The organism is Bacillus sp. FSL R5-0416 (genome assembly GCF_037975425.1).
Classification (GTDB): Bacteria; Bacillota; Bacilli; order Bacillales; family Bacillaceae; genus Bacillus; species Bacillus subtilis.
Window position 1 is genome coordinate 1,020,633 of the sequence record NZ_CP150252.1, and the last position, 21,709, is coordinate 1,042,341.

23 protein-coding genes are annotated in these 21,709 nt (G+C 44.7%); 11 read left to right on the forward strand and 12 right to left on the reverse strand.

All coding sequences use genetic code 11. From position 1 onward, the window contains the following. Positions 1–7 precede the first annotated feature (7 nt). Complete coding sequence (locus tag NYE20_RS05315) at positions 8–508, reverse strand: universal stress protein (RefSeq protein WP_106073766.1); 501 nt, start codon at positions 506–508, stop codon at positions 8–10. Positions 509–671: 163 nt separating this feature from the next. Here NYE20_RS05315 and NYE20_RS05320 point away from each other — a divergent pair, with 163 nt between their 5' ends. The 3 genes from NYE20_RS05320 (at position 672) to bmrD (ending at position 4,728) form a co-directional block, all read left to right on the forward strand. Next, a complete protein-coding gene (locus NYE20_RS05320) occupies positions 672–833 on the forward strand; it encodes a hypothetical protein (RefSeq protein ID WP_010886461.1) in 162 nt (53 codons plus the stop codon). A gap of 119 nt (positions 834–952) precedes the next feature. After that, complete coding sequence (gene bmrC / locus NYE20_RS05325; RefSeq protein WP_161621454.1) at positions 953–2,710, forward strand: multidrug ABC transporter ATP-binding protein BmrC; 1,758 nt, start codon at positions 953–955, stop codon at positions 2,708–2,710. Further along, positions 2,707–4,728, forward strand: a complete 2,022-nt coding sequence (gene bmrD / locus NYE20_RS05330) for a multidrug resistance ABC transporter ATP-binding protein/permease BmrD (protein WP_161621455.1) — start codon at positions 2,707–2,709, stop codon at positions 4,726–4,728. Before bmrC ends, bmrD begins: the two co-directional genes overlap by 4 nt. Positions 4,729–4,776: 48 nt before the next feature. Here bmrD and NYE20_RS05335 read toward each other — a convergent pair whose 3' ends face one another. The 6 genes from NYE20_RS05335 to spaC form a co-directional block, all read right to left on the reverse strand. Next, positions 4,777–5,397, reverse strand: a complete 621-nt coding sequence (locus tag NYE20_RS05335) for an SDR family oxidoreductase (protein WP_161621456.1) — start codon at positions 5,395–5,397, stop codon at positions 4,777–4,779. 38 nt (positions 5,398–5,435) lie between these two features. Then, positions 5,436–5,561 carry a hypothetical protein gene (locus NYE20_RS05340; protein ID WP_003245136.1) on the reverse strand — a complete coding sequence of 42 codons (126 nt, stop codon included), beginning with the start codon at positions 5,559–5,561 and terminating at the stop codon, positions 5,436–5,438. Between the two features lie 104 nt (positions 5,562–5,665). Further along, on the reverse strand, positions 5,666–5,869 hold the full coding sequence (gene sspB, locus NYE20_RS05345; protein ID WP_003233287.1) for a beta type acid-soluble spore protein SspB: 204 nt from the start codon (positions 5,867–5,869) through the stop codon (positions 5,666–5,668). A 209-nt stretch (positions 5,870–6,078) separates the two neighbouring features. Further along, positions 6,079–6,297, reverse strand: a complete 219-nt coding sequence (locus tag NYE20_RS05350) for a YheE family protein (RefSeq protein ID WP_010886462.1) — start codon at positions 6,295–6,297, stop codon at positions 6,079–6,081. Positions 6,298–6,446: 149 nt separating this feature from the next. Beyond that, positions 6,447–7,808, reverse strand: a complete 1,362-nt coding sequence (yheD, locus tag NYE20_RS05355; protein WP_161621457.1) for a spore coat associated protein YheD — start codon at positions 7,806–7,808, stop codon at positions 6,447–6,449. Next, the gene (gene spaC, locus NYE20_RS05360; protein ID WP_032725304.1) at positions 7,798–8,889 is read right to left on the reverse strand and encodes a spore coat associated protein SpaC; all 1,092 of its coding nucleotides are present in this window, start codon (positions 8,887–8,889) and stop codon (positions 7,798–7,800) included. The genes yheD and spaC overlap by 11 nt, the downstream gene beginning before the upstream one ends. 266 nt (positions 8,890–9,155) lie before the next feature. On the opposite strand from spaC, the gene NYE20_RS05365 reads away from it, so the two are divergent. Further along, positions 9,156–10,289, forward strand: a complete 1,134-nt coding sequence (locus NYE20_RS05365) for a DUF445 domain-containing protein (protein ID WP_021479649.1) — start codon at positions 9,156–9,158, stop codon at positions 10,287–10,289. Between the two features lie 92 nt (positions 10,290–10,381). Continuing rightward, on the forward strand, positions 10,382–10,735 hold the full coding sequence (locus NYE20_RS05370) for a YlbF family regulator (RefSeq protein ID WP_003224239.1): 354 nt from the start codon (positions 10,382–10,384) through the stop codon (positions 10,733–10,735). 43 nt (positions 10,736–10,778) lie between these two features. Here NYE20_RS05370 and NYE20_RS05375 read toward each other — a convergent pair whose 3' ends face one another. Further along, positions 10,779–11,852 (reverse strand): DNA alkylation repair protein, encoded by a 1,074-nt coding sequence (locus NYE20_RS05375; protein WP_161621458.1) that lies wholly within the window; start codon positions 11,850–11,852, stop codon positions 10,779–10,781. Positions 11,853–12,337: 485 nt separating this feature from the next. Between NYE20_RS05375 and NYE20_RS05380 the strand changes: the two genes are divergently transcribed. Together NYE20_RS05380 and NYE20_RS05385 are read left to right on the forward strand one after the other, a co-directional pair. Further along, the gene (locus tag NYE20_RS05380; RefSeq protein ID WP_003233277.1) at positions 12,338–13,204 is read left to right on the forward strand and encodes a Cof-type HAD-IIB family hydrolase; all 867 of its coding nucleotides are present in this window, start codon (positions 12,338–12,340) and stop codon (positions 13,202–13,204) included. A 111-nt stretch (positions 13,205–13,315) separates the two neighbouring features. Next, a complete protein-coding gene (locus NYE20_RS05385; RefSeq protein ID WP_161621789.1) occupies positions 13,316–14,821 on the forward strand; it encodes a coproporphyrinogen III oxidase in 1,506 nt (501 codons plus the stop codon). A gap of 17 nt (positions 14,822–14,838) precedes the next feature. Here the strand turns inward: NYE20_RS05385 and khtU are convergent, their stop codons facing one another. The 3 genes from khtU to khtS form a co-directional block, all read right to left on the reverse strand. Continuing rightward, positions 14,839–16,056: a K(+)/H(+) antiporter subunit KhtU gene (khtU, locus tag NYE20_RS05390; RefSeq protein ID WP_038428703.1), complete on the reverse strand. Its 1,218-nt coding sequence runs from the start codon at positions 16,054–16,056 to the stop codon at positions 14,839–14,841. 6 nt (positions 16,057–16,062) lie between these two features. Beyond that, complete coding sequence (gene khtT / locus NYE20_RS05395; RefSeq protein ID WP_003233269.1) at positions 16,063–16,560, reverse strand: K(+)/H(+) antiporter subunit KhtT; 498 nt, start codon at positions 16,558–16,560, stop codon at positions 16,063–16,065. Positions 16,561–16,623: 63 nt separating this feature from the next. Further along, a complete protein-coding gene (gene khtS, locus NYE20_RS05400) occupies positions 16,624–16,962 on the reverse strand; it encodes a K(+)/H(+) antiporter modulator KhtS (protein WP_077670575.1) in 339 nt (112 codons plus the stop codon). 165 nt (positions 16,963–17,127) lie between these two features. On the opposite strand from khtS, the gene NYE20_RS05405 reads away from it, so the two are divergent. Then, positions 17,128–17,895, forward strand: coding sequence for an enoyl-CoA hydratase (locus NYE20_RS05405; protein WP_072175901.1), 768 nt, complete (start codon positions 17,128–17,130; stop codon positions 17,893–17,895). Between the two features lie 19 nt (positions 17,896–17,914). Here NYE20_RS05405 and NYE20_RS05410 read toward each other — a convergent pair whose 3' ends face one another. Next, a complete protein-coding gene (locus NYE20_RS05410; protein ID WP_015715596.1) occupies positions 17,915–18,100 on the reverse strand; it encodes a YhzD family protein in 186 nt (61 codons plus the stop codon). 126 nt (positions 18,101–18,226) lie between these two features. Between NYE20_RS05410 and NYE20_RS05415 the strand changes: the two genes are divergently transcribed. The 3 genes from NYE20_RS05415 to NYE20_RS05425 all read left to right on the forward strand — a co-directional run bounded on the left by NYE20_RS05415 (position 18,227) and on the right by NYE20_RS05425 (position 21,708). Then, positions 18,227–19,123: an ABC transporter ATP-binding protein gene (locus tag NYE20_RS05415; RefSeq protein ID WP_032725309.1), complete on the forward strand. Its 897-nt coding sequence runs from the start codon at positions 18,227–18,229 to the stop codon at positions 19,121–19,123. Continuing rightward, positions 19,116–20,375: an ABC transporter permease gene (locus NYE20_RS05420; protein WP_003244912.1), complete on the forward strand. Its 1,260-nt coding sequence runs from the start codon at positions 19,116–19,118 to the stop codon at positions 20,373–20,375. The genes NYE20_RS05415 and NYE20_RS05420 overlap by 8 nt, the downstream gene beginning before the upstream one ends. 106 nt (positions 20,376–20,481) lie before the next feature. Then, the gene (locus NYE20_RS05425; RefSeq protein WP_038829285.1) at positions 20,482–21,708 is read left to right on the forward strand and encodes an exonuclease SbcCD subunit D; all 1,227 of its coding nucleotides are present in this window, start codon (positions 20,482–20,484) and stop codon (positions 21,706–21,708) included. The last annotated feature ends 1 nt before the right edge of the window (position 21,709 follow it).

Here is a 21,709-nt window from a genome sequence, read left to right on the forward strand (position 1 = left end):
GGCGTGCTCACTTTACAATCAGGACGGGTATATCCGATTTCGCTGAAAGCTTTTCACTTACACTTCCGAATATTAGCTTTTTCAGCCTGTTTTGGTCTCTGCTTCCGGTTACGATCATATCGGCAGAAATGCGGTTTGCATGCTCGATAATTGATTCAGCCGGATCGCCTTCTAATATATCGATATCTCCATCTGCCTGCTGTTCATTCAGCATCATTCTGGCTTCGGCGATGACTTCTTCCGTACGGTCTTCATAGATCATTGGCTCAGGTGATGTTACATCCGATATCAGCGGATCAGGAACACTTGTCATGCCTCCGCTGATATAGCTTGCCTCAGCTGCGGGTCTGGGCGGGTCGATGACGGTCTGATTGTCTTTCATATCATGTGAATGGGCGACGGTAATAGCGGCATTTAAGGTTTTAGCAAGATCAATGGCTGTCTGAAGCGCTTTCTTACTATTTTCACTTCCGTCAAACGCAACAATGATACGGTCAGCATGGAACATCCTTCTCACCCTTTCAAAGCGTCTTACAACACTACTACCCGAATTTGAGCACCATTAACCTTTTCCTATTCAAGTAATGATTGACAATAAAAGGTTTTGTTTATATGATGATAAAAAGATGAAATCAGAATGGAAGGAGGATTTGCTATGCCAAGGAATTTGCATGTTTATCAAACAGTTTCATATTGGCGCGGCAAACCTTTTGTTCTGTTTTCGTGAACGGTTTTTTAGGTCGGACCGCGCGCTGAAAAGCGCTGTGCGTAACATATCGGTTAAAAAAGGCATGGAGCTGACGCTTCATGCCTTTTTTATATACAAAATCTAAGGAAAGACAGGTGTATGGGATGTGAAGACCAATACAGAGGCGAGGGCTGTTCGTGCCAAATTGGATGAAAAAAGCTGCAAGGAAAAAATAGAAGGCGGCTGATGAGGAGATGGGGATAGATGTTTTCAGTTTTGAAAAAGCTTGGCTGGTTTTTTAAGGCGTACTGGCTGCGCTATACGATTGCTATTGTCCTTTTATTAGCAGTCAATGTCATTGAAATGTTTCCGCCTAAGCTCTTGGGGAACGCCATAGATGATATGAAAGCAGGGGCATTTACTGCGGAAGGGCTGCTGTTTTATATCGGTATCTTTTTTGTGATGACGGCGGCCGTGTATATCATGTCTTATTTTTGGATGCATCAGCTGTTTGGCGGAGCGAATCTGATGGAGAAAATTCTTCGTACGAAGCTGATGGGGCATTTGCTGACTATGTCGCCGCCGTTTTATGAAAAAAACCGGACAGGCGATTTAATGGCACGTGGGACAAATGATCTTCAGGCCGTCAGTTTAACGACAGGATTTGGCATCTTGACGTTAGTCGATTCTACGATGTTTATGATGACGATCTTTTTGACGATGGGGTTTTTGATCAGCTGGAAGCTGACCTTCGCCGCCATTATCCCGCTTCCAGTCATGGCGATTGCAATCAGTCTATATGGAAGTAAAATTCATGAGCGGTTTACTGAGGCCCAAAACGCGTTCGGGGCGCTGAATGACAGAGTGCTGGAATCTGTTTCAGGCGTGCGGGTGATTCGCGCGTATGTTCAGGAAACAAACGATGTTCGCCGGTTTAATGAAATGACCGCTGATGTTTATCAGAAAAATATGAAAGTGGCTTTTATTGATTCACTGTTTGAGCCGACGGTAAAACTGCTTGTCGGCGCAAGCTATCTGATTGGGCTCGGCTACGGAGCGTTTCTTGTATTCCGGAACGAGCTGACGCTTGGAGAGTTAGTGTCCTTTAACGTTTATCTCGGCATGATGATTTGGCCGATGTTTGCAATCGGTGAACTCATTAACGTGATGCAGCGCGGCAATGCGTCATTAGATCGGGTAAATGAAACTCTTTCTTATGAAACGGATGTGACAGATCCAAAACAGCCCGCTGATCTTAAAGAGCCTGGAGATATCGTTTTCAGTCATGTCAGCTTTACATATCCAAGCTCAACAAGTGACAATCTTCAGGATATTTCATTTACGGTGCGAAAAGGGCAGACTGTCGGGATTGCCGGTAAAACCGGGAGCGGAAAAACGACAATTATTAAGCAGCTTTTGCGCCAGTACCCTCCAGGTGAAGGGAGCATTACATTTTCAGGCGTACCGATTCAGCAAATCCCTCTTGACCAGCTCCGCGGATGGATCGGATATGTGCCGCAGGATCATTTACTGTTTTCACGGACTGTAAAAGAAAATATTTTATACGGAAAACAGGATGCAACTGATAAAGAGGTTCAGCAAGCCATTGCCGAAGCACATTTTGAAAAAGATTTGCACATGCTTCCGTCCGGTCTGGAGACAATGGTCGGTGAAAAAGGCGTGGCACTGTCAGGCGGGCAGAAACAAAGAATTTCGATTGCGAGAGCACTCATGGCGAATCCGGAAATCTTGATTCTGGATGATTCACTTTCCGCTGTAGATGCCAAAACAGAGGCTGCAATTATCAAGAACATCAGAGAAAACCGCAAAGGAAAAACGACATTTATTTTGACACACCGATTATCCGCGGTAGAGCACGCTGACCTGATCCTTGTGATGGACGGCGGCGTCATTGCTGAGAGAGGCACGCATCAAGAACTGCTGGCCAATAATGGGTGGTACCGGGAACAATATGAAAGACAGCAGCTGTTCACTGCGGAAGAAGGGGGAGCAGGGGCATGAAAATAGGAAAAACGTTATGGAGATACGCACTTCTTTATCGAAAATTGCTGATCACAGCCGTCCTTTTGCTAACTGTTGCCGTCGGTGCAGAACTGACTGGGCCCTTTATTGGCAAAAAAATGATAGACGACCATATCCTCGGCATTGAGAAAACATGGTATGAAGCTGCGGAAAAAGATAAAAATGCCGTTCAGTTTCACGGCGTCTCATATGTCAGAGAGGACCGGTTGCAGGAGCCTGTTTCAAAAGCAAAAGAAGCGCATATTTATCAAGTGGGAATGGCGTTCTATTTTGTTGATCAGGCTGTCAGCTTCGACGGGAATAGAACGGTTTCTGACGGGAAGCTGACGATCACAAACGGAGACAAGAGCCGGGCATATGCTGCCGAAAAGCTGACTAAGCAGGAACTTTTCCAGTTCTATCAGCCGGAAATAAAGGGAATGGTGTTTCTGATCTGCCTGTATGGGGGCTTGCTTGTGTTTTCGGTATTCTTTCAATACGGACAGCATTATCTGCTGCAGATGAGCGCCAATCGGATTATTCAAAAGATGAGGCAGGACGTGTTTTCGCACATACAGAGTATGCCGATTCGCTATTTTGACAACCTTCCGGCCGGAAAAGTCGTTGCGCGGATTACCAATGATACGGAGGCTATCAGGGATTTATATGTCACAGTGCTTTCAACATTTGTGACAAGCGGAATCTATATGTTTGGGATATTCACGGCTTTGTTTCTGCTTGATGTGAAGCTTGCGTTTGTATGTCTGGCAATTGTGCCGATTATCTGGCTGTGGTCTGTCATATACCGGAGATATGCGTCATATTACAACCAAAAAATCCGCTCGATCAACAGTGACATTAACGCAAAAATGAATGAGTCAATTCAAGGCATGACCATTATTCAGGCTTTCCGCCATCAAAAGGAAACAATGAGAGAATTTGATGAATTAAATGAATCACATTTTTATTTCCAAAACAGGATGCTGAATTTAAACTCCTTAATGTCCCATAATTTGGTCAATGTCATCCGCAATCTTGCGTTCGTCTGTCTGATCTGGCATTTTGGCGGTGCGAGCCTGAATGCGGCCGGGATTGTTTCTATCGGTGTGCTGTACGCGTTTGTCGATTATTTGAACCGGTTATTTCAGCCGATCACAGGCATCGTCAATCAGTTTTCAAAGCTGGAGCTTGCAAGGGTCTCCGCCGGGCGTGTTTTTGAACTGCTTGAAGAAAAGAATACGGAAGAAGCGGGTGAACCGGCGAAGGAGCGCGCGCTGGGGCGGGTTGAATTTCGTGATGTGTCATTTGCGTATCAAGAAGGTGAAGAGGTATTAAAGCATATTTCCTTTACTGCGCAAAAAGGCGAAACCGTAGCGCTCGTCGGCCATACCGGATCAGGAAAAAGCTCGATTTTGAATCTTCTGTTTCGTTTTTATGATGCGCAAAAAGGTGATGTCTTAATTGATGGAAAAAGCATTTACAACATGTCAAGACAGGAACTCAGATCCCATATGGGCATTGTGCTTCAGGATCCGTACTTATTCTCGGGTACAATCGGATCTAACGTAAGTCTGGATGACGAAAGAATGACTGAAGAAGAAATAAAAAATGCACTGCGGCAAGTCGGTGCTGGGCCTCTTCTTAAGAAGCTTCCGAAGGGCATTAATGAGCCCGTGATTGAAAAAGGCAGCACGCTATCCTCTGGAGAGCGGCAGTTAATTTCTTTCGCTAGAGCTTTGGCGTTTGATCCCGCGATCTTGATTTTAGATGAGGCAACGGCGCATATTGATACAGAGACAGAGGCCGTGATCCAGAAGGCGCTTGATGTCGTCAAACAAGGACGCACCACCTTCGTCATCGCTCACCGGCTTTCAACAATCAGAAATGCTGATCAGATTTTGGTTCTTGATAAAGGAGAAATTGTTGAGAGAGGGAACCACGAGGAACTGATGGCATTAGAAGGCCAATATTATCAAATGTATGAACTGCAAAAGGGACAGAAACATTCCATTGCATAACGCTCAAAAACCCAAAACAATCGTGTTTTGGGTTTTTGGTTTATGTAGTCAATAAGCCAGTCCGACACGGTATCCGACATACTTACCTGTAACAAGCTCACGATATAAAAAGTCCGCAGTATCGCCGACCGAAATGCTTGTGCCGCCCTCAGGCAAAACGTTACGCTCCGTACGATAAACGCCGGTTGCTGTTCCGTCCGGGAGGTAAGTGGGGCAGATGATTGTCCAGTCTAATGATGATTGTTTAAGCATTTCGTATACTTTTGCATGCTCCTTGGCTGCGCGGGTCTGCTTTCGTTTCGATTCATTTGTTTCAAACCGGTATTTTCCCGGTTCATATCGGGAATCTAGGATCCCTGCGGTGCCGATCGTAATAAGCCGTTTGATATGCTGTTCCTCCATAGCGGAGAGAATGTGTGCCATAGCAGTTGACAAGGTATCATCACCATCTGTGCCTAGACAGCTGATCACGATTTCAGCATTCTCCATTATTTTTTTCACATCATCTAAGCGGCGGGCGTTCCCCATGACGGTTCTGTCTTTTGAAAGGGGAAGATCAGCATGTTGAGATCTGATCAGAGCGAAAATATCAAATCTTTCATCTGCTGCAGCTTGTGTTAAAAAGGCTTGTCCGACGCGGCCGCTGGCTCCTAATAAAGCGATTTTCATCAAAAAACCTCCTCGCCTTTCATTATAAAAGGATGTTCTCAGTTTGAACAGCGCGGGAAAGAATACCTGTACAAATAAACAGAACGATGGGAAACATATTCATGAATCATGGATACACTTACGAATTGAACCAGCTCCCAATTCACAATGGTGATGAATGACACCCCGATTCCCTCCCTTTTTTTCTAGGATATGTGGAGCAGGAAAAAAGGGTGACAAAATAAAGAGAGCGCGGAAACCGCGCCCTCTATAGCCATATATTGAATTGTTATTGAACTCTGCCGCCCATTTGCTGCTGAGCGAAAGATACTAAACGTTTTGTGATTTCTCCTCCGACAGAACCGTTAGCGCGAGAAGTTGTGTCCGCTCCAAGGTTAACGCCGAATTCAGAAGCGATTTCAAGTTTCATTTGATCGATAGCCTGAGCTGCGCCAGGAACTAGTAAGTCATTTGAAGAGTTTTGGTTAGCCATGTGTAAAATCTCCTTTTTATTTAGTATGGTTGGGTTAACTGGAGTTGCACCAATCTGTGAACCCTTCTCGGGTGTCACTGCCGCCTCGGCGTAACCCAATGCTTTGCCGGCTTGTTACTACGTATTATGTTAAAATGGCCGGAAACTCATGCGGAGAATTGTGTGGTAAATCTTGAGAAAGCAAAAAAAGCTTAGCCGTTTAGGCTAAGCTAGTCATAAATATGAAAAAGCATCAGTTCATGTATCTCGTTTGTAAGAGCAGGCTCGTCAGCGCGGGCGGGAAACAAGTCTCCCCATTCAATCTCACCGCTCTTATGATAGATGCCTTCATAATGGGTCCCTTTATAATAAAATGAAATTTTCCATCCGGGCAGCTTTTCTTTTGGGAACAAAGGTTTCCAGCTGAAATGAGAAATCATTACGGCCACGCTCCTTACATTTGGTATCAATTGACCTGAATAAAAACGGCTTATGTTCATTGTATCATTGTTTCAGAACATCATTGAAGAGGCCTTAATATGCAGATTGTCCCAGATTTGGATAAAGATAAGCCCGCTTTATTAAAAAAGCGGACAGGTTACGAAGGCCACAATGCTTCAGGAGATGTGATTGCCTTCTCAGATAAATATGACGCGTATTCAAAGCTTCTTCGTTTTGTAAGAGAATCAACATGATGCAAATTTGGATGAGAAAAAATGCTTCGGCCTGGGCGCGAATTCGCTTCAAACATCCATACTTTACCGTTCTGATCAATGCCAAAATCGAAACCAATCTCCCCGATAAACCCCTCGATATGATCATGAAGGACATGGCTTGCCGTCAGTGCCGCTGCAGAAAGCTTTTTTATGACCTCAACTCTTTCAGCGGGATCATCGTATACTTCCGCAAGTGTCTTTACAGTGCCGCCGTTAGAAAGATGTGTTGTAATGCTGTTCTTTCCGGAAATTTTTACGGCGATTGCTGTCACTGTCCATTTTCCTTTTCTGTTTTTATTGGTATGGACACGGAAATCCGCTGGTTTGCCGTGAAATTCGATGAGATCAACACCTTGCTGAATGAGAAAGTCGGACGTGTTGTGCTGTTTTTGAAATTCTGCAAGGAATGAGGCGGCATCGGAATAATCAATCGAAGTAAATGTTTTGGCGTCATTCGTATGCTTTACCGTCAGGCCGCCATCTGTTCTTTTCAGCTGATAAATGCCGGTGCCGAGTGCTCCATTTGCCGGTTTGATATAGACTTTTTTGTATGCGCCACAGAGCTCATCTATCAGCTCCACAGACGGTGTCAGCTCGGATCTAGGCAAAAAGGGTGCCGTTCTCGGATCTTTTTCGAGCAATTGATGAACGTTCCATTTATTGAAAAACGTTTTATTAAACCATGGGATCTGATATTCATCGATCAGCCTCTTTTTTGTATGTTGCAAGAGAAGTGAATCTTCAATTTTTCGGTTCGGCAAACGGTCATAAACGACGTTCGGCAATGGAACGATTTTTTTCTCCCAGCCGTTTTCCCTGTAAAGGAGGCCTTCAATCGTGCCTTCCTCCCAATTGATTTGGTGCGCGCCAAAAACGAAGCAGTAGCCTCCGGCTTGCTCGTGTAACGTGACAAGCTTAGAAAAAAAGAGGGAACGCTCCTTAAATGGACGTTCAAGAGATACAGTAAACCCTGCCGTAAAGATGCCGACTAACGGCCCGATATGCACTGTATGATCATGAATCAGTATATCAGTCCTGCTTCGGTGGGGGAGCAAAAGCTCATGAAACAGATTTTCAGAGAGCAGCACGGTTTGTTCCAGATGCCGTCTGTAAGCAACGTGGCATCTGACAACCTTCGTTCCGAATGCGGCATGCAAAAGTCCGTCTCGCTTCAGCGAAGAGGGCAGAAACAGGGTATTTTCACTGGTTTTGTCTATGCCGATCAAAAACCGTTTAGGATTCACGCGGAAGAACTCCTTTCTGGCTTTGTTCAGAAAACAGATATTGGCAGCGCTTTAGGGGACAAGTGTACAGCTGTTCTTTTTGCTCGGGAGAGACACGTAAGATTGACTTCCTGCCAGGTTTGGAATTGATATCTAAAATCCAAATTCTCCCGTCCTTAGCAAGACATATATCAAGACCGAGTTCAAATAACGGCCCGTAGCGCTCGTCAAGATAATACGGAACCGATTGGGTAATCGAAAACACATCATCTAGTAAGACCACTTGCTGTTTTTTCGGTATATCTTCAAACCAGGAGTCAAATGTCAGCGCATCAGATCCGCCTGACAAATTGGCCAGCAGCCCGTGTTTGTATCCGCGTCTTACTGCCTTTCCGACTGTATTCCATTCACCTGCTTCGTTTTTTTCCATAAACAGACGAATATCACAAGGGTATTGTTCCTTATCTTGAATGTTTAAGTAAGGCTGAAGCAAATATTGATGCTGAAGCACTTTTTTGCACCATGTTTTAAAAGAAGTCTGGTTGGAAAACGTTTTTGTCTGCTTATCCTTTCCGATGTGATAAGTAGCAGTGATGTTTTTCTTGCCCAGCTTCAAAAGAATCACGCCTCTGCCTCCCGCGCCGAATGCCGGTTTAAGGATGCAGGCTTTTTCTTTGGATAAAAAGGATTGAATTTGTTCGTAGCGGTTCACCTTTATCGTTTCGGGAATATAGGGATTGATTACAGAGTGCTGCTGCAAATCGTGAAGGACGGTCCACTTATCGGGAAGACCCCGCCCGATAAATTCCGTTTTCGGATATTTTTTGAGCCACTCAACGATTGGTTTTGCTTTTTGGGAATGTGAATCCTTGCCGTAAAAACAGCGATCATAAATATAATCTGGAATCGCCATTTCAGTTTCGTTCCATGTGCTGCTGGCCGAATGATAGACCGATGCTTTGACACGCAAAGTGTCAGGTAAAATATCAAATGGTGTAAACCGGATGAAACGTATGCCGAATTCGGGTGCTCTTTTGGCCAGTTCTGCGGAATAATCCGCTTCATGCTGGCGGGATAAGGACATAAAACCGAGTGTTATCATGGTGAGACTCCCCCTTTTATTCAAAAGCTGCCGGCGGGTGTCCGCAGCTTTACACTAAATACATGTAAGACGAACGCAGCTGACGGTATTCTACTTTACAGAATACGATTCTTCACCTTGCCCTATTCCAAAAGAACAAGCTGATTTTCTAAGAACAGGAATTTGTCTCCTCGTTTGCTAAGTGATTGCATGAGCCTCTATAATACGTATAGGTACATAATCTATATGAAAAAAGCTGAAGCACAGATGGAGGAAGATGAATAGGAATGGGTATTGCAGGAACCTTTATTTTTATGATCGTGATCGGCGCTGCCATTGGAGCGGTGACCAATCATTTAGCAATTCAAATGCTGTTTAGGCCGTATAAAGCGTACTATTTGTTTGGGAAGCGAGTTCCTTTTACGCCCGGGCTGATTCCAAGACGGCGAGATGAGCTTGCAAAACAAATGGGACTGATGGTAGTCAATCATCTCTTAACCCCTGAAGGCATTAAAAAGCGGCTCGTCTCTGATGCAGCCAAAACGCAGGCTCTTCGAGTGGGGGAACAGCTGATTCAAAAGCTGTCACTTTCTGAAGTGACAGTAAAAGAAGCTCTTGAAAAAGCTGGGATGAAGCGCCCCGAAAAAGCTGCTGATGCATGGATCAGCAGCTGGACCGATGATAAGTTGAATGAGCTTTTCCGCCAATACGGGGACCAATCGTTAAAAGAGCTGGTGCCTATAGAGGTGCAGGAAAAGCTTGAGGAAAAAATTCCGATGATTTCAGGATATATATTGTCACGGAGTGTCCGTTATTTTGAAAGTGATGAAGGAAAAATCCGTCTTGGCAATATGATTGATGACTTTTTAAAAGAGCGCGGCATGCTTGGAAGCATGGTGCAAATGTTTCTTGGCAATTCAAGCCTTGCGGATCGCGTGCTGCCGGAGCTGCTGAAATTCTTGCGGAATGAGGAAACAAATAAATTGCTTTCTGATCTCTTAAAAAACGAATGGGGCAAGCTGAGGGAGTATACGTTTAATGAAGCAGACGAAAAATGGAATGCAAAGGCGCTCATTTTCAGTTTGAAACGAAGAATGCTGCAAGCATTTTCGACTGCCCCTTTCTTCAACAATACGATTGGCACGCTTACCGTCCGCTATGAATCTGAGCTGACCCAGCAAATGCTGCCGGCACTGTTAGACAAATTGCTTGAAGGGATTTCGTCCAACCTTGAAAGTGTCTTAAAACGGTTGCGTCTTGAGGAAATCGTCAAGGAGCAGGTGGATCAGTTCCCGGTGGAGCGTCTTGAAGAAATGGTGCTGTCCATTTCAAAAAAAGAATTTAAAATGATTACCTATTTGGGGGGGCTTCTCGGCGGAATTATAGGCGCGATTCAAGCACTGTTTGTCATCCTTTTTTAAGAAGAAATGGGTTTTGATTAATGAAAGGATCTCCATAGTCTGTTATAGTGGAGTGGTATGTCAAACGGCAATGATGAAAGGAGCTATTTACAATGGCTGTTAATTTTTATGATGTAGCGTATGATCTGGAAAATGCATTACGCGGGAGCGAAGAGTTCACCCGTTTAAAAAACCTTTACGACGAAGTTAACGCAGATGAATCAGCGAAGCGCATGTTCGAAAACTTCCGTGATGTACAGCTTAGACTCCAGCAAAAACAAATGGCAGGAGAAGAGATTACACAAGAAGAAGTGACGCAGGCTCAAAAAACAGTTGCGCTTGTACAGCAACACGAAAAAATTTCTCAGCTGATGGAAGCGGAGCAGCGCATGAGCATGCTGATTGGTGAATTGAACAAAATCATTATGAAGCCTTTGGAAGAGCTTTACGGCAGTGTTGAAGGCTAATAAGCAAAATCCCTTCTTGGATAAGAAGGGATTTTTTATTCATTCAGCAAACTTGGAAATCCAATGAATCTTTTACCTCTCCATTGATGATGACTGATAATGTATGAATTCCTTTGTAATGCTTTCTGGTGGTTAAATCCTTAAAGGATTGGATTCTTGTGTATGATTTCGTTTCGTTTTTTCGTAAATTTGTTTCTGTTATTTTAAATACTTTCTGATGACGCTGGCCTCTTGCTTTTACAAAATCAATTGCGTACTCAATTCTTACTTTTTGATCCCTGTCTGAATGAATATAGAAAGAAAATTCAAGGCTTTCGCCAATAACTATACGTTTGGGCTGGCATGTTAAATCATGTAGTTGTATCGAATCAGCATTTTCATAACCAAAAAGCGCTAAGGCCTGTTTATCACCCTTTTTTAATAAGGTCCGATAGGCGTGTTTGATAATCCAGTCTGTATGGGGATGTGTTCCGTACCATTGATCTGCGACTTTACTCAGTAAATGAGGATGCGTTTTTGATATATCATTAAGGTTGTTGGCCACGCTTTTCCTTACATATAAGGACTCGTCCTGCATCAGCTTCTCAAGGATCGGCAATACGGGGGAAGGGTCCGATTTCAAAGCCGGTATCGATTTTCCCCATGGCAGGCGGGGCCTGCTGCCTTCGCTCGCTAGTCTTCTCACGTGTTCATTTTTATGCTCAGACCATGCAAGCAATTGTGCAATCATCTTTTCTTGATCTAACAGCAAAAAAGGCCTTACAGCAAATTCTGAGGTCGAATATTGCGTAAAGTATTCCAATGCCTTTATTGATTCTTCCCAATGCGCTAACCCGTACTGTTCCACATAATCTGGAAATAAAATTCCGCTGAGTCCTTTAAAATGAGGGGCTGTATCCCGTAAAATTGTGAGCGCTTCAACGTATTGTTTTGGCAAAGTTTCGTATAAAGAAACTGTCACGCGGCGCATCCGCTCTTTTAAAGTGAGTTCAGGCCAGTCCTCCAGCCGTAATGTATCCAAGAATCTGTTTTTGTTAAAATCAGGATAGGATGACCTTACATGATGGATCAACTGAGATATCAGTTCTTCATTATATATTTCTTTTAAATCAGCCATATAAACACCGCTTTTTCGTTTATTATTTATATTGTATGGGAATGTACGTTCTGGATCAAGTGTATAGTCCTAAAAATTAACAACTGATCCTACCACGGATATACAAAAGTTGGTTACTTTTTTTAGTTAAAAAAACCCTTGTCATCGGAAAGGAAAACTGAGATAATAACATTGAAAGCGCCTACACTTACCTATTTCAAATGGATACGGTCGCATATCATGCCGTTATATAGAGGGGATAAGCAACAGAGAGTAAGTGTTCGGAGCGCATCATTGGTCAAACAAGGGGTTCCTGATACATGATTTTTCGTAAATCGAAATAACGATATTAGGGAGAATGGCTGCTTCGATCGTATCCTATCAACAAGCCATACATAAAGTCTGCTGAGCCAGGCTTTTTTTGCTTTAAGAAAAGGTTGTTCTAAACACAGAGACAGGGTCATATCCTATACACAAGTACAGTCATCAAGGAGGGGGACATCTCTGTGTCAAAACAATTGCTTGCCTTAAATATAGATGGAGCGCTGCTTCGGTCGAACGGGAAGATTCATCAGGCAACGAAAGACGCGATTGAATATGTAAAGAAAAAAGGGATTTACGTCACACTTGTGACCAACCGTCATTTTCGCTCAGCACAGAAAATAGCGAAATCGCTAAAGCTTGATGCCAAGCTGATCACCCATAGCGGGGCATATATCGCTGAGAAAATTGACGCCCCGTTTTTTGAAAAAAGAATTTCTGATGATCATACCTTTAACATTGTTCAAGTGCTGGAGAGCTATCAATGTAATATTCGGCTTCTTCACGAAAAGTATTCCATCGGAAACAAGAAAAAGGTGAATTCGAATTTATTGGGGAAAGCACTCATTCATCCGTCTGACCCGATCTTTTATCCAGTCCAGTTCGTTGAATCATTAAGCGATCTCCTCATGGATGAGCCGGTGAGTGCACCCGTCATCGAGGTGTACACGGAGCACGACATTCAGCATGACATTACAGAAACGATTACAAAAGCCTTCCCTGCGGTGGACGTGATTCGCGTAAACGATGAGAAGCTGAATATCGTCCCGAAAGGTGTCTCGAAGGAAGCGGGTTTGGCCCTCGTCGCTTCAGAGCTGGGCCTTAGTATGGATGATGTCGTGGCCATTGGGCATCAGTATGACGATCTGCCGATGATCGAACTTGCCGGTCTTGGGGTAGCGATGGGGAATGCCGTTCCGGAAATTAAGAGAAAGGCAGATTGGGTTACAAGGTCCAATGACGAGCAAGGTGTCGCTTATATGATGAAGGAATATTTCCGAATGCAGCAGCGAAAAGGATTTCTTGATAAGTTCCACATGAAACGTGTGTAAAAAAGCCGCTCGCACCCTGACAGGTGCGGCGGCTTTTTTGCCGGATTGATTTTAGCAGTTTATTTCTGTACACTAAAGAAAGTTTTGAATCTGATAAATTAGGTGATGAAGTTGCAAATTAAAATAGAAGGCATACATGATGACCGCCTGCATCGGCCTCTGCAAAATATTGCAAATTTGTTTTATGAAGAGTGCGAGCTTGCGTATGGCGGAGAGGAGCCCGCAGATTTTGTCATTTCTTTAGCGTTGTCACAAACGGATGAGCATGTGACGGTTTCGGGAGAAGTGAAGGGAACTGGCATAAAGGAACAGCATACAAAATTCTTTTCTCCCGGCATGAATGAAAAAGAAGCTTTTAAGCAAGTGAAAAACACAATTTCTTATGTGTATCTCAATCTTCTTCAGGCGCATACGGGCATTACGCAGAAGTGGGGAATCCTCACAGGAATCCGGCCCACAAAGCTGCTTCATAAAAAACTGCAAAGCGGAATGTCCAAGGAGCAAGCGCATGCTGAGTTGAAAAAAGACTATTTAATTCATGATGAAAAAATCATGCTAATGCAGGAAATTGTTGACCGTCAGCTTGCGGCAGTGCCGGATTTGTACCGAGTAAAGGATGAAGTCAGCATTTATATCGGCATTCCGTTCTGCCCGACAAAATGCGCGTATTGCACATTCCCTGCGTATGCCATCCAGGGACAGGCGGGCAGAGTCGGCTCATTCCTATGGGGACTGCATTATGAAATGCAGAAGATCGGTGAATGGCTGAAGGAGCATGATGTTAAGGTTACAACCATTTACTTTGGCGGCGGGACGCCGACAAGCATTACAGCGGAGGAGATGGATCTGTTGTATGAAGAAATGGTCCGCTCCTTCCCGGATGTGAAAAACATTCGTGAGATTACGGTGGAGGCCGGTCGCCCTGATACGATTACAGAAGAAAAACTCGCCGTTTTAAACAAATATGACATTGATCGGATCAGCATCAATCCGCAATCCTATGAAAACGAAACGCTAAGGGCGATCGGGCGGCACCATACGGTTGAAGAGACCATTGAGAAATATCATCTGTCACGCCAGCATGGCATGAATAATATCAACATGGACTTGATTATTGGTTTGCCTGGGGAGGGCGTGAAGGAGTTCAGGCACAGTCTTTCAGAAACAGAAAAACTGATGCCGGAATCCCTTACCGTTCATACTCTTTCATTTAAACGGGCGTCAGAAATGACGAGAAACAAGCATAAGTACAAAGTTGCCGGCAGGGAAGAGGTTTCTCAAATGATGGAAGACGCGGTAGCCTGGACGAAAGAGCATGGGTACGTGCCTTATTATTTATACCGCCAGAAAAACATTCTTGGAAACCTTGAAAACGTCGGATACTCTTTGCCGGGACAAGAAAGCATCTACAACATTATGATTATGGAAGAGGTGCAGACGATTATTGGCATCGGCTGCGGCGCTGCTAGTAAATTTATTGATCGGGATACAGGGAAAATTACGCATTTTGCGAATCCGAAAGATCCGAAATCGTACAATGACCGCTTCGAGCACTACACGGACGAAAAAATCAAATATTTAGAGCAGATTTTTGAAAAAACGACAAAGCAGCACTGATTACAGTGCTGCTTTTTTTATCCCTGTTTTTTTGCGGGCTGAACCTCAGGCTTCCATTTAAATACCTTGTTCAGCAAGCGGTAAATTCGTTTTGATTCCTTTGTGACAAGCGGTCCCAAAATCGCCAGAATGAGGACATATAATGCGGCAAACGGCTTTAATGTGGCCGACAGTCCGCCGGCTATTCCGAGATTCGCAACGATAATCGAAAATTCTCCCCGCGATACGATCGTCAGCCCGATATTCGATGAAGCCTTATGAGAAAGCCCTGCGCGTCGTCCTGCCACCATTCCGGCGATAAAATTTCCCAGAATGGTCAAAATCACTGCACCCAACGCAAGCCAAACCGCTTCACCAAGCGAAAACGGATCGATGCTGAGGCCGAAGCTGAAAAAGAACATCGCACCGAAGAAGTCGCGAAACGGAACAACGAGGTGTTCAATCCTATCGGAATGCTCTGTTTCTGAAAAGACCAAACCGAGCAGCAGCGCGCCGATTGCTTCTGCTACATGAATCGTCTCTGAAAACCCGGCGATAAAAAAGAGTGCTGCGAAAATGACGATAATAAACACTTCGTTTGAGCGAATGTCCAACAGTTTGTTCAACAGCGGCGGGAGTTTTCTTGCTGCGATAAAAAACAGCAGCATATAACCGAAGGCGATCAAAATGGACAAGAGTGCACTCCCTACGGATGTCGCATCACCTAGTACAAGGCCGGAAACAACGGACAGATATACGGCAAGGAAAATATCTTCAAACATGATGATGCCGAGAATCAATTCGGTTTCCGGATTGGCGGTTCTTTTTAAATCAACGAGCACTTTTGCGACAATCGCACTTGACGAGATTGTGATGACGCCTGCGAGGATGAGGACTTCCAGAAAGGAAAATCCGGTGATAAATCCGTAAAGCAGTCCGAGGCTGAAGTTAATCAAAATATAAATCGTTCCGCCGACCGCGATTGATTTTCCTGATTTGATTAACTTCCCGACAGAGAATTCGAGTCCGAGATAGAAGAGGAGGAACAGTACGCCCATTCGCCCGAAAAACTCGATGATTTCACTGCTTTGAATAAATGTTAGATCAATAATCCCCATTTTCGGCGCGTGCGGTCCAACAAGCATTCCCAGCACAATCAGAAACGGAATAATCGAAAATTTAATTTTATTGGCGATCACACTGGCGATTGCCACAAGCACAAGTGCAGTTCCGACTTCAAATACAAGATGGTCCATCGGGGCTCACACGCCCTCTCCAGAAAGAAAATCGTGAATCAGTTTCTTCAGATGCTTTCTCTCACCTGAGAGGACAAGGGTGTCATTTTCTTCAATAATCGAATCGGCTCCGGGATTTAGGAGTTTTTCCTGGTTGTGTTTGATAATGGCAATCACAGTGACATCGTAATTCTGGCGGACATCAAGCTCTCCGAGTGTGCGCCCGATCGATTTGGCGCCTTTTTCGACCTTAAACCATTCAATAATAAGATCGCTGAAGGCCATTTCAATGGACTCCAGAGCTTGCGGTTTATAGACCATGCCCCCGAGAATAGCTGCAATTTGCCTTGCTTCAGAATCATCCAATGAAATATTTGAAAGAAGCTCATCCGGGTCCCGGTCATTAAACCGGTAAATTTCCCTTCTTCCGTCATCATGAATGATAATCGTCATTTTTTCGTGGCTTCTTGTTTCGATTTCAAACTTTTTGCCGATGCCCGGCAGATCGTTTTCTTTAATATTCAATGAAAATCCCTCCGAATGTAGTGTTGGCAGTATGGGGTGAGTTACAAATAAAACTTGAGCAAATTATATTCGGAGGTAATTAGACTGGTATTTGACAGGGACGGCCAAAGCCTTTTCCAGCCTGTTTATTAGCGGTTCGTCAAGTGGTTTGACAGAGAGCTGCCTGACAGACTGCGCCAGCGGGCTGTACTCTTTGATCAGCTCAGCCGGGTGCATGCTGCCCGGCGACGGGGTTTTTGCCGATTGTGTTTCCTGCGGATATGAAGTCATAGGCACATAGCTGTCAGTGCTTGCTTCAAACTGGGAAGGCAGAACCACGTCCGAAGGGGGAAAGTACACCATAAATAAACTTAACAGAAAACTGATCAGCAATTTATCCATGTTCCTTTCCTCCCTTCTCATCAAGATATCCCTTCTTTTTCACTATATAAAACTTTATGTTTCCATTCAAACAATATGCATTTTTCAGTATCTATTGACCTTGAAAAATAAAAAGGTTTATTTGAGGATGGCGGGGAATGTATAGGAGAAAGAAAAAAAGTAAGCGCATACATGGAGGTGCTTTATATGGAGTTTGTTCAATATGCATGTAATGGGGCCGTTGCAGAGATTATCCTGAATCGGCCTGATGCCCATCACGCCCTGAATGAACAGATGCTGTCTGAATTGAAGGAGGCAGTCGAAATGGCGGCTGCAAGCGAGGCGCTCATCGTTCTCCTGAGAGGAAGCGGGAAAGGCTTTTCGGCCGGCGGTGATATCAGGATGATGACGTCAGAGCATGACCCTGACCAATTTAAACGGCTGATGGATACGATTGAGGCTGTCACCCTGAATTTATATCAGATGAAGAAAGTGACAATGGCAGCCATTCATGGCGCTGCTGCGGGACTGGGCCTGAGTTTGGCGCTTTGTGCGGACATTGTGCTCGCTGAAAAAAACGCCGTCCTCGCGATGAATTTTATCGGCATTGGGCTTGTTCCGGACGGCGGAGGACATTATTTGCTGAAGAAAAGAATCGGTGAAGCAAAAGCGAAAAAACTGATTTGGAGCGGAAAAAAACTATCTGCCTCAGAAGCTGCCGATATGGGGCTTCTTGATGGGACATTTGCCGGAGACCCTGCCGAAGGCGCAAGACCCATTATCGAAACCCTGTTGGCCTCCCCTCTTTTGGCGATGATCGAAACGAAAGCTATTTTTCAAAGCCTCCAGATTGAAGAACTGAAAAAAGTGCTATCCCTTGAGCGCAGCGCCCAAGAGAGAATGAGAAGGACCAAGGATCACCAAGAAGGAATCCGTGCCTTTTTAGAAAAACGGGAGCCGAAGTTTCAAGCGTAACAGATCAGCCAGAAGCTGATCATCTGTGAAACAAAATCAGCTTTCCGGCTGCATTGACTAAACGATGAGTATGACTATGAAGCTCTTTTTCTTTTAAGAGGGCTTCACCATGCGTTTTTGCCGCTTCTTCATGTTCTGCCTCGAATCGCTCGTTTACCAGCGTGTTCCCCGAAGGATCAAATACGGTAAGGAAATAATCAGCCATCAGGTTTCTCCTCCATTTTAAGGTTTATCAGTCTTTCTTCATTTATATTCTAAAAAGGAAATCAAAATCCTTTATTATGCTTTATCCAAAATTAGTATATAATGGGTCAGGGAAGGAGGAGATTCAGTGCTTACAATTGATCACGTAACGAAGACATTTGGAGATTATAAAGCCGTTGACGGATTGGACTTAGATATTCCGGAACAGCAAATGTTCGGTCTGTTAGGCGCAAATGGAGCGGGAAAAACGACGACGTTTCGCATGATCCTAGGATTATTAAGCATTACGGAGGGCTCAATCAGCTGGAAGGGCCGACCTGTGAATTATCATATCAGCAACAAAATCGGTTATTTGCCGGAAGAGCGGGGCCTTTATCCGAAAATGAAGGTAAAGGATCAGCTTGTCTATCTCGCCAGATTAAAAGGGATGGAGAAGCGGGAGGCTGTAAAAGAGCTCGGGACATGGCTTGAACGCTTCAATATTACAGATTACGAGAATAAGAAGGTGGAAGAGCTTTCAAAGGGGAATCAGCAAAAAATCCAATTCATTTCGGCAGTTTTGCATAAGCCGGAGCTGCTTATTCTCGATGAACCTTTCAGCGGCCTGGACCCTGTCAATGTTGAGCTGCTAAAAGAGGCTGTGATCTCGCTGAAAAACAGCGGCGTTTCTATTTTATTTTCAAGCCACCGGATGGAACATGTGGAGGAGCTTTGTGAGAACCTTTGCATATTGCAGAAAGGAAGACCGGTCGTGCAAGGCAAGCTGAAGGAGATCAAGCGCTCCTTTGGCAAAAAGAACGTCACCATTCACTCCGATGACGATCTAAGCTTTTTGCAGTCTCATGAAGGCATTCTACAATGGAAGGAGACGGCCGACGGCGTCAAGCTGCAGATTGCCAATGAAGACATTTCTCAAGAGATTTTTGCGATGCTACAGGGAAAAGGGTTTATCAGAAAGTTTGAGCTTGAAGAGCCGTCACTGCATGATATTTTTATAGAAAAGGTGGGGGCCGTCTATGAATAAATTTTGGATCATGCTTTCTCATACATACAAAAATAAGATTATGGCAAAATCCTTTATTATTTCGACTGTCATCACGGTGCTGCTTGTTTTAGTTGTAACGAATCTGGAGTCGATCATTTCTTTGTTTCAAGGTGACGATGCGAAAGAAAAAATCGCCGTTGTTGATGAAACAAACGAATTATATCCGGTTTTTTCAAAGCAGCTGAAAGCGGTGGATACTGACGGCGATCTTGATGTGAAGCTGTCGAAGCAATCGGAGGATGAGGTCACAAAGCAAGTCAAAGATGAATCACTCGATGGCATGCTCATCATCAAACGAGATGAAAAAGGGACCATTTCAGGAACATATAAAGCGTTAACGATTTCTGATGAAAGCACGTATCAAACGCTGCAGCAGGCGCTGACGCAAACCAAAACAGCTGTCGGAACAGCGGAGCTCGGCGTGTCGCAGGAAACGATCAGCAGCCTTTATGCGCCCGTTACTGTGGGGCAGAAGGCGCTGAAAGAAGGGGCAAAGTCTGAGGAAGAGCTTGGCCAGACGGTAGGGCTTGTTTACATTATGCTGTTCGTCATTTATTTTTCGGTGATTATGTATGCCAGCATGATTGCGATGGAGGTCGCTACAGAAAAATCTTCGCGAGTTATGGAAATCCTGATCTCAAGTATGCCGCCGATCCAGCAAATGTTTGCAAAGCTGCTTGGTATTGGGCTTGTCGGGATCACACAGCTTGCTATTATTATAGGAGCCGGCTCTCTGTCGCTTAAGCTGAACCAAAAGAGCGAAACGGCTTCATCTGTCGGCGGATTCCTTAATTTGACCGACGTATCTGCAACCACTGTCATCTATGCTGTCATTTTCTTTTTGCTCGGATACTTTTTGTACGCGACACTTGCCGCGTTTCTTGGCAGTGTCGTCAGCAGAATAGAGGACGTGCAGCAAACGATCACGCCGATGACGCTTTTGGTTGTCGCCGGTTTTATGATCGCGATGTTCGGTTTGAATGCGCCTGACGCAGGATTTATTACGGTAACTTCGTTTATTCCGTTCTTTACGCCAATGATTATGTTCCTGCGCGTCGGCATGCTTGATATTCCGTTCTGGCAGGCGGCTGTCGGAATCGGAATCACACTGCTCACCATTGTCATACTGGCCGTTATCGGCGCCAGAATTTATAAAGGCGGTGTATTAATTTACGGCAATTCAAGCGCGTTCAAAGCGATCAAACAAGCGCTACGTTTAGCGAAAAACTGATTGGAAAACAGCCTGGGGATTCTCAGGCTGTTTCTTTTTTGACAGAACGTGCATTCGCAAGAATTCGGTGCTAAAATAAGGGTACTTCATCCTGGAAAGGAGCAGAATGTTGACTGATCTAACCTTTATTCATGCGGCAGATCTTCATCTTGACAGCCCGTTTTACGGGATATCGCATCTGCCGGAGCCGATTTTTGCCCGGATTAAAGAAAGCACGTTTGCAAGCGTGAGACATATGATAGACGCCGCAGTGAGAGAGCACGTTGATTTCATTTTGCTGGCGGGAGATCTGTTTGATGAAGCCAATCGAAGCTTAAAGGCTCAGCTCTTTTTGAAAAAACAGTTTGAAAGACTCAGAGAGTGCGGGATTTCGGTATACGTCATCTTTGGGAATCACGATCATCTTGGCGGGGAGTGGACACCGATTGAATGGCCTGAGAATGTCCATATTTTTTCGTCCGCTGTTCCAGAAGAAAAATCGTTTTTTAAAGAAGGCAGGCGCATAGCAAGCATTTACGGCTTCAGCTATCAAGCCAGAGCAGTGACGGAAAACCAAGCCGCCCGCTATCGGAGATCAACTGACGCACCGTTTCATATCGGCATGCTCCACGGCACGCTGTCAGGATCTGAAGGACACGATCCGTATTGCCCGTTTACACATGACGACCTCGTGAAAAGCGGGATGGATTATTGGGCGCTTGGCCATATACATAAACGCCAGGTTCTATCTGCCGAGCATCCGGCAGTCATTTACCCGGGAAACACGCAAGCACGCCATATAAAGGAGGCGGGAGATAAAGGCTATTATCTCGTTCATGTGACAAACGGAGATATATCTTATGAATTTCAGAGAGCGCATGATGTCCTGTGGGAAAAAGCGGCGGTTGATGTGACGGAGGCAAAGAATATGACAGCCCTCTTCCAAATGGTGGAGGACACGTTTTCGAAGCTGCGGAAAAAGGGGAGCCCTGTTTGTGTAAGGCTTGTTTTACAAGGGACGGCGCCGGAATGGCTGCTGGAGGCGCCAAAAGGCACCTTGGATGAGTTTCTTGAAGCTCTTCAGGAACAAGAAGCGGAAGAGGAACATTTCGTTTGGCCTCTTAGATTGGACGATGAGACAGAAAACGAAGCAAACCTAACAAACCTTGATCCTTTTTTTGGCGGTTTATTTGAAGACATTGATCGCAGCGATCTGTCAGACGTGCTGGAAGGGCTTGAGCGGCATCCAGTGTATAGAAGGCACGCGGACCGGTTTAGCCAAGAGGAGGTAAAGGAAATAAAAGAGCAGGCACAGATATTATTGAAAAGACAGCTTAAGGTGCTTGATACATGAG